The 6,065-nt window shown below is 67.0% G+C and carries 6 protein-coding genes; 4 read left to right on the forward strand and 2 right to left on the reverse strand.

The features are described 5' to 3' along the window. The gene (locus tag ACSU1G_RS27475) at nt 1–1,278 is read left to right on the forward strand and encodes an AGE family epimerase/isomerase (protein ID WP_439283621.1); all 1,278 of its coding nucleotides are present in this window, start codon (nt 1–3) and stop codon (nt 1,276–1,278) included. Here the strand turns inward: ACSU1G_RS27475 and ACSU1G_RS27480 are convergent. After that, a complete protein-coding gene (locus ACSU1G_RS27480; RefSeq protein WP_439283623.1) occupies nt 1,265–1,954 on the reverse strand; it encodes an SGNH/GDSL hydrolase family protein in 690 nt (229 codons plus the stop codon). The genes ACSU1G_RS27475 and ACSU1G_RS27480 overlap by 14 nt on opposite strands. 110 nt (nt 1,955–2,064) lie before the next feature. Between ACSU1G_RS27480 and ACSU1G_RS27485 the strand changes: the two genes are divergently transcribed. From ACSU1G_RS27485 to ACSU1G_RS27495, 3 genes are read left to right on the forward strand one after another with little or no spacing between them, the layout of a single operon-like run. Further along, nucleotides 2,065–3,117: an NAD-dependent epimerase/dehydratase family protein gene (locus ACSU1G_RS27485; protein WP_439283625.1), complete on the forward strand. Its 1,053-nt coding sequence runs from the start codon at nt 2,065–2,067 to the stop codon at nt 3,115–3,117. Continuing rightward, nucleotides 3,117–4,172, forward strand: coding sequence for a dihydrodipicolinate synthase family protein (locus ACSU1G_RS27490; protein WP_439283627.1), 1,056 nt, complete (start codon nt 3,117–3,119; stop codon nt 4,170–4,172). Before ACSU1G_RS27485 ends, ACSU1G_RS27490 begins: the two co-directional genes overlap by 1 nt. Next, the gene (locus ACSU1G_RS27495) at nt 4,169–5,074 is read left to right on the forward strand and encodes a hypothetical protein (RefSeq protein ID WP_439283629.1); all 906 of its coding nucleotides are present in this window, start codon (nt 4,169–4,171) and stop codon (nt 5,072–5,074) included. Before ACSU1G_RS27490 ends, ACSU1G_RS27495 begins: the two co-directional genes overlap by 4 nt. A 15-nt stretch (nt 5,075–5,089) precedes the next feature. Here ACSU1G_RS27495 and ACSU1G_RS27500 read toward each other — a convergent pair whose 3' ends face one another. Then, complete coding sequence (locus ACSU1G_RS27500; RefSeq protein WP_439283631.1) at nt 5,090–5,878, reverse strand: hypothetical protein; 789 nt, start codon at nt 5,876–5,878, stop codon at nt 5,090–5,092. Nucleotides 5,879–6,065 lie beyond the last annotated feature (187 nt).

Below are 6,065 nucleotides of genomic sequence, written 5' to 3' on the forward strand. Positions count from 1 at the left end.
ATGTCACACAATGCACGCCAGCACCTGGAGCAGGTGATCTTCCCCTTCTGGATGCAGAACGGAATTGATGCGGAGCAGGGGGGATTCCATACCTGCTTCGACAACCGAGGCCGAACTCGCGTCTCGGAGGACAAGTACACCTGGTCGCAGGGCCGGTTCGTGTGGCTGCTGGCGCGGGCGGCGGCCCTTGTCGAGGCGGATCTGCTCGATGTTCCGGGAGTGAGCGCCGACTCCCTGGTAGATCTGTCGCGCAGTGGCGCCGAGTTCCTCAGCCGCAATGCCCTGCGCGATGACGGGACATGCGCATTCGCGCTGTCGCGTGATGGTTGGAACGCGGTGCCGGGGCAGCCGGATCGCAGCGTCTACGCCGACCTGTTCGCTGCCATGGGCTTCGCTGAACTGGCGAGCCGCACCGGCGAAGAATCGTGGCTGCGCCAGGCCAGAACCATCATTGACCGGGCTGCCGCGGACATCAATGCCGGAAGTGCCCCGACTCCGCCCTATGCGGTTCCGGTGGGGCGCCGGGCGTTCGGCCCACACCTGATTCTTCTGAATGCGCTGGTCGTGCTCACCGGCGCCGAGCGCGCGGTGTCGGGATCTGCGACGCGGGAAGAGCTGTTGCGCAGTGAGGTGGACGCCGTGATGTCGTTCCGCAGTACGGGTGCCGGGTTCTTTGAGATGCCCCTCATCGTCGCAGGGGATGCGAGCGATCTCGTGTCGCGGCATCGTGTGCCGGGGCATGCGCTGGAAGCGATGTGGATCGCACTGGAGGCGATGGAGCTGCTCGGCACTGAGGCGTCGACCGCGCACCGGGAGAACGCGCTCGCCGCGATCGCTCCGCTGTGCGACCTCGGCTGGGACACCGAATTCGGCGGGTTGTTTCGTTACACCGACCGCGACGGCGGGCGACCGCAGGGGCCCGGTGGGTCCGCTCCCTACGAAGACCTCGTCCGCACGACATGGGATGCGAAGCTCTGGTGGGTGCACTCTGAGGCGTCAGCGGTGACGGCGATCGCGGCGCGCCGTTACGGCCGGACGGAGTGCGCCGAGTGGGCGTCGCGCATCTGGGAGTACAGCTTGGATACTTTCCCCGGCGGTGCTGAGGGTGCGGAGTGGGTGCAGATCCGCAATCGCGACGGCACCCCGCGTGATGAGGTCGTGGCGCTTCCGGTGAAGGACCCGTTCCACATCGCGCGCAATCTCATGCAGCTCGTTGAGCTCGACGCTGCGGAGCCTGCTTCCGCGCCTGCTTCTGTGCCTGAGGCTATGCCCCGCTGACGATGCCCTCGAGCCGGGCGATCGTGCGCGTGATTTCCGGTTCGATGCCGAGGGTTTCGGCGAGGATCAGGGCGAGCAGGGCATGGCCAGCCGCGCTCGGGTGGAACGGATCGCTCATCAGCCGCCATGGCACTCCGCCGGAACCCAACGCGGCGAATCGCTCGTAGGGGTCGGCAAGGATCGTGTCTGATTCGCGGGCGACCGCACGGATTGCCTCCGCGAACTCACCGATCCTGGCGCGCTCCGGTGCATTCGCGGCGTCGACGCTCGGTGGTGTGACCAACACCGGGATGCCGCCGGATTCGCGTACTCGGGCGACGAACTCGCCCAGCGAGGCGGTGAAGTTCTCTGGCGTCGTAAAAGGCCGGGCTTCGCCGGTGGCGCAGTCGTTCGTGCCGATCATGAGTGTCACGACGTCGGGCGACCATGCGGCGACTCGACGGTCCCAATCCTCGAGGATGTTCGTGATCCGGTGCGCGCTGATTCCGGAGTTGATGACGATGTCCCTGGTGCGAGCCAGATCGCCGCGGATGAGCTCGTGCAGGTGGTCCGGATAACTGCGTTCGCCCTGCGTGTGCACGAGGCCATGCGTGATCGAATCGCCCGTGATCACCCAGGTGAGGGGAGCGTCGGATGCGAGTGCATCGTGCAGGCGGGATGCCTCGGCAGTGGTCATGGAGTCCTTCCGGCGGGGAGCTCTGGAAGGGCTCGCCTCTGATCTTAAAGCGTATCCACGATGCTTGCAATCGGTTGCATTCTTGCTCGCCGACTTGCATAATCAGGGGTGTGACCGACAGCGAAGATGCACTCAACTCCCGATTCCCCTCCGAAGCGGCACTCGAGGAGGCGCTCGCCACGCCCAGTGCTGCTCTCATCCAGGACCTGGCGCGCGGCGCGGGCGACCTGCTGATTCTCGGGGCTGGCGGCAAGATGGGCCCCACTCTCGCGGTGCTCGCGCGCCGCGCGCTGAATGCGGCGGAGCGACGGGCAGACACCGTCTACGCGGTGTCTCGCTTCGGCGACACCGCCGTGCGCGAACGGCTGGAGAGTGCGGGCGTGAAGACGATCTCCTTCGACCTCATCGAGAACGACGATTTCTCTGCGCTTCCGGATGCCCCCAACGTGGTGTTCATGGTCGGGGCGAAGTTCGGCGCCGCGACCAACGCCTCCTGGGCGTGGGAGGTCAATGCCGCGCTGCCGGATCGGGTCGCCCGCCGCTACCGCGACAGTGCGATCGCGGTGCTGTCGACCGGAAACGTGTACCCCTTCGTCCCGGCATCCTCGGGCGGAGCATCCGAAGACATGCCCCCGGCACCGATCGGCGAGTATGCGCAGTCCTGCCTCGGGCGAGAGCGGGTGTTCGAATTCGGTGCCCAGGAACGCGGCACGAAGGTCTCGATCATCCGCCTCAACTACGCGGTCGACCTGCGATACGGCGTGCTCGCCGACATCGGCCGCGCCGTGCAGGACGGGCAGCCGGTCTCCGTCTCCACGGCGAACGTCAACGTCATCTGGCAGGGGTACGCGAATGAGGTTGTGCTGCGCAGCCTCCACCATGCGACACCCGATGTGTTCACAGTCAACCTCACCGGCCCCGAACTGCTGAGCGTCGAATCGATCGCCCATCGATTCGGTGCCCTGCTGGAGCGGGAGGTGACGCTGGTGGATGAGCCCCAACCGACGGCTCTTCTCAACGATTCTCGGCGATGCATGGCACTCTTCGGTTATCCGGCGGTGCCGGCGGAGACGCTCATCGGCTGGCAGGCAGCCTGGTTGCGTGATGGGCTTCCGCTCATCGCGAAGCCAACGAAGTGGGCAGTACGGGACGGGAAGTTCTGATGGGTGCTCTGCGCCCTGCAGCAGCGACGACGCTCGAAAGGGGCGCGGTCATCCCGGCGCACCCGCTCGCTCTCACCGCCGATCGGCGACTGGATGAGCGACGTCAGCGTGCGCTCACCCGGTACTACATCGACGCGGGCGCCGGCGGTATCGCGGTCGGCGTGCATACGACGCAGTTCGAGATTCGCGATCCGGAGCACGGGCTGTTCGAACCGGTGCTGGCGCTTGCGGCCGAGGAGCTCGACGCGCGCGCCGATGAGAGCGTCGTGCGCGTGGCGGGTGTGACCGGAGCCACCGCGCAGGCGGTCGCCGAAGCAGAGTTGGCGCAATCGCTTGGATACGACGCCGTGCTTGTGAGTCCGCGCGTACCCGGTGCCGATAACGCGATGCTGCTGGATCGCGCCCGCGCCGTGGGCGAGGTGCTGCCCGTGATCGGCTTCTACCTGCAGTCGGCGATCGGCGGTCCGGTCCTCGACCGTGCCTTCTGGCGCGAGTTCGCTCAGATCCCTGCGGTCGTCGCTGTGAAGGCTGCGCCATTCGACCGGTACCGCACGCTCGAGCTGGTGCGCGGAGTTGCCGAATCCGGGCGCGCAGACGAGATCGCCCTGTACACGGGCAACGACGATGCGATCGTGGCGGATCTGCTCGCAGAGTTCCACGTCGACACCGCTCGGGGTGCGCAGGCCCTGCGTTTCATCGGTGGGTTGCTCGGGCAATGGGCGGTCGGTACTCGAGCCGCAGTGCAGATGCTGGACCAGGCACATCGAGCGGTCGGAGGGGATGCCGAGGCATACCGCGCGCTCGGCGCTCGGGCCGCCGACATGGTCGACGTCAATCAAGCGGTGTTCGACCCGGGCAACGACTTCGCCGGGGTCATCGCCGGCGTGCACGAGGTGCTGCGCCAGCAGGGCCTGCTCGAGGGCGTCTGGTGCCTCGATCCGGCGGAGGGCCTGTCACCGGGGCAGGCACGCGAGATCGAGCGCGTCCGTCGTGCCTACCCCGACCTGCACGACGATGAGTTCGTGGCCGAGCATCGGGATGAGTGGCTGCGGTGAGAGCAGTCCGCGTCGCGTTCGCCGGGGCAGCGCACTCGCACGCCTTCAGCGACGCACGGAACCTGCGGGCGCGGGGAGCGGAGATACTCGGGGTATGGGACGCCGACGACCCGGGTCCGCTCGTGCAGTTCGCTGCCGAGTTCGGGGTGCCTGAGCATCTGTCTCTGGCGTCGCTGCTGGGCCAGCAACCGGATCTCATCGTCGCAACGGTGCGCACTCCTCGCGCGGTTTCTGTTTCGCGCGCGATCACCGCGGCCGGCGTGCCGAGCTTCTTCAACAAGACGATCGCCTCCTCCCGCGCGGCTCTCGACGACTGGCTGGCGATAGACGATCCGCGCCGATTCACCAGTTCGGTGCTGCGCTTCGCTCCGCGTCTCGCGGAGTTCGCAGACGCCGTGCGGCCACAGCGGTTGCGTGCACTCGATGTCCGTGCGCAGCACGATATCTCCGGCCTTCTCAGCGGGGACAGGAGCTGGCAGGACGCGTTGAATGGCGCGGGCGGCACTCTGGTGAACTTCGGGGTGCACGCCTGGGAGATGATCGAGGTGCTGTTGCCGGGCGAGCGCGCTGAGATCCTGTCCGGCACCGCGACGCGGGAGGGCCTACTTACGGCATCCGAAGCGATAGGAACCGTGCGGGGCCGCATCGGAGAGGTGGCCCTGATCGTGACCGTCTCGGGTGTGGGCGCCTCGGATGTCTACGCGGTGCGCGCCGTCACTGATGCCGGAACGTCGTCCATCGAACTGCCAATCGATGCCGCGCAGCTCGGATATCACGGTGCGGCCGACGCGATGCTGCGACTGGCGCGTGGCGCGGATGCCGCGGTGACGGCCCCGCACACCGCGGTCGTCTACGAAAACGTTCTCGCTGCCGCCGCGACGGCGCGCTCGTCGCTGCGCTGAGCCCTCGGACGGATACTACGGTGCGTCGCGCTTCGGCTGGCGAAGAGGTTCGGGCTGGGGCGTCGGCGCGGCCTCCGGGGCTCGACCTGACGGCAACTCGCGTGCCACCTGCTTCTCGAGCACCTGGACAGCGTCGTCTGAGAGCACGATGAGCCCGTCCAGTTCTTCGCGGACGCGCTTGTAGGCGACGTTGCGCTCGGCCTGGGTCGCAGATTCGTCGACGGCGACCTTCAACAGCTGCTGCGCGCGGTCGAGCTTCTTGCGTTCGGGCTCGGTGAAGGTGGAATTGCGCAGGCGCCTGGCATCCTTCTCTGCGATCTCGAATGCGACGGCGTAGTTGCCGACGGCATCCAAATACTCGGTGACGCGCTGCTCGCTGACCTTCGTCTCGGTGGATGCCGGACGCAGAGCATCCGCCGTCTTCCGCGCCCGCAGGAACGTCGCGGTCAGCGGCTGGCGACCGTCGCTCATGGCGGGGAAGGCGATGAGCTTCGCGACGTCGAGCTCGTAATCGAGCCAGCGTGCGGTGATCTCGTCGTGCTCGGCGAACAGGCGCTCGAGCAACTGGTCCGACGGCAGTGTTGCGTCCGAGGCGATCTGCTGCGCATTCGCTATCGGCGCTGCATTCCCGCGCGCGGCTAACTGGGCGGTTTTGAGCTCGCCCTTCATTCGCAGCGTCTCGAGCCTGCGCTCATGCCTGCGCTTGGCGTTCTGCTCCCACGCTTTCGCTGCGCCGCCACCCATCGCCACGATGGGAAAGATCAGCCACCAGTACTCGCCAGCGAAGGCAAAGAATGCATCCATGATGCGCCAAGCCTACTGCGCCCCACCCCACCACACACCGCAGTTGCGAGTGGGCAGGTGTGGCTCGCTTCTGCGCGTGTGATGTCTCATGACGTGCCTGACAGTTCATGTCTCAGTGGGATCTGACACTTCGTAGCGTGCGAGGAAGCCGCGGGGTTTGCCGTTGGGGATGTAGGTCCCCGCGGGT

The sequence above is a fragment of the Microbacterium sp. A93 genome (genome assembly GCF_051842835.1).

Bases quoted from the DNA above. Each gene is read 5' to 3' on its own strand.
- ACSU1G_RS27490 (WP_439283627.1), top strand. From the start codon at position 3,117: ATGGGTGCTCTGCGCCCTGCAGCAGCGACGACGCTCGAAAGGGGCGCG.
- ACSU1G_RS27475 (WP_439283621.1), top strand. From the start codon at position 1: ATGTCACACAATGCACGCCAGCACCTGGAGCAGGTGATCTTCCCCTTC.
- ACSU1G_RS27480 (WP_439283623.1), bottom strand. From the start codon at position 1,954: ATGACCACTGCCGAGGCATCCCGCCTGCACGATGCACTCGCATCCGAC.
- ACSU1G_RS27500 (WP_439283631.1), bottom strand. From the start codon at position 5,878: ATGGATGCATTCTTTGCCTTCGCTGGCGAGTACTGGTGGCTGATCTTT.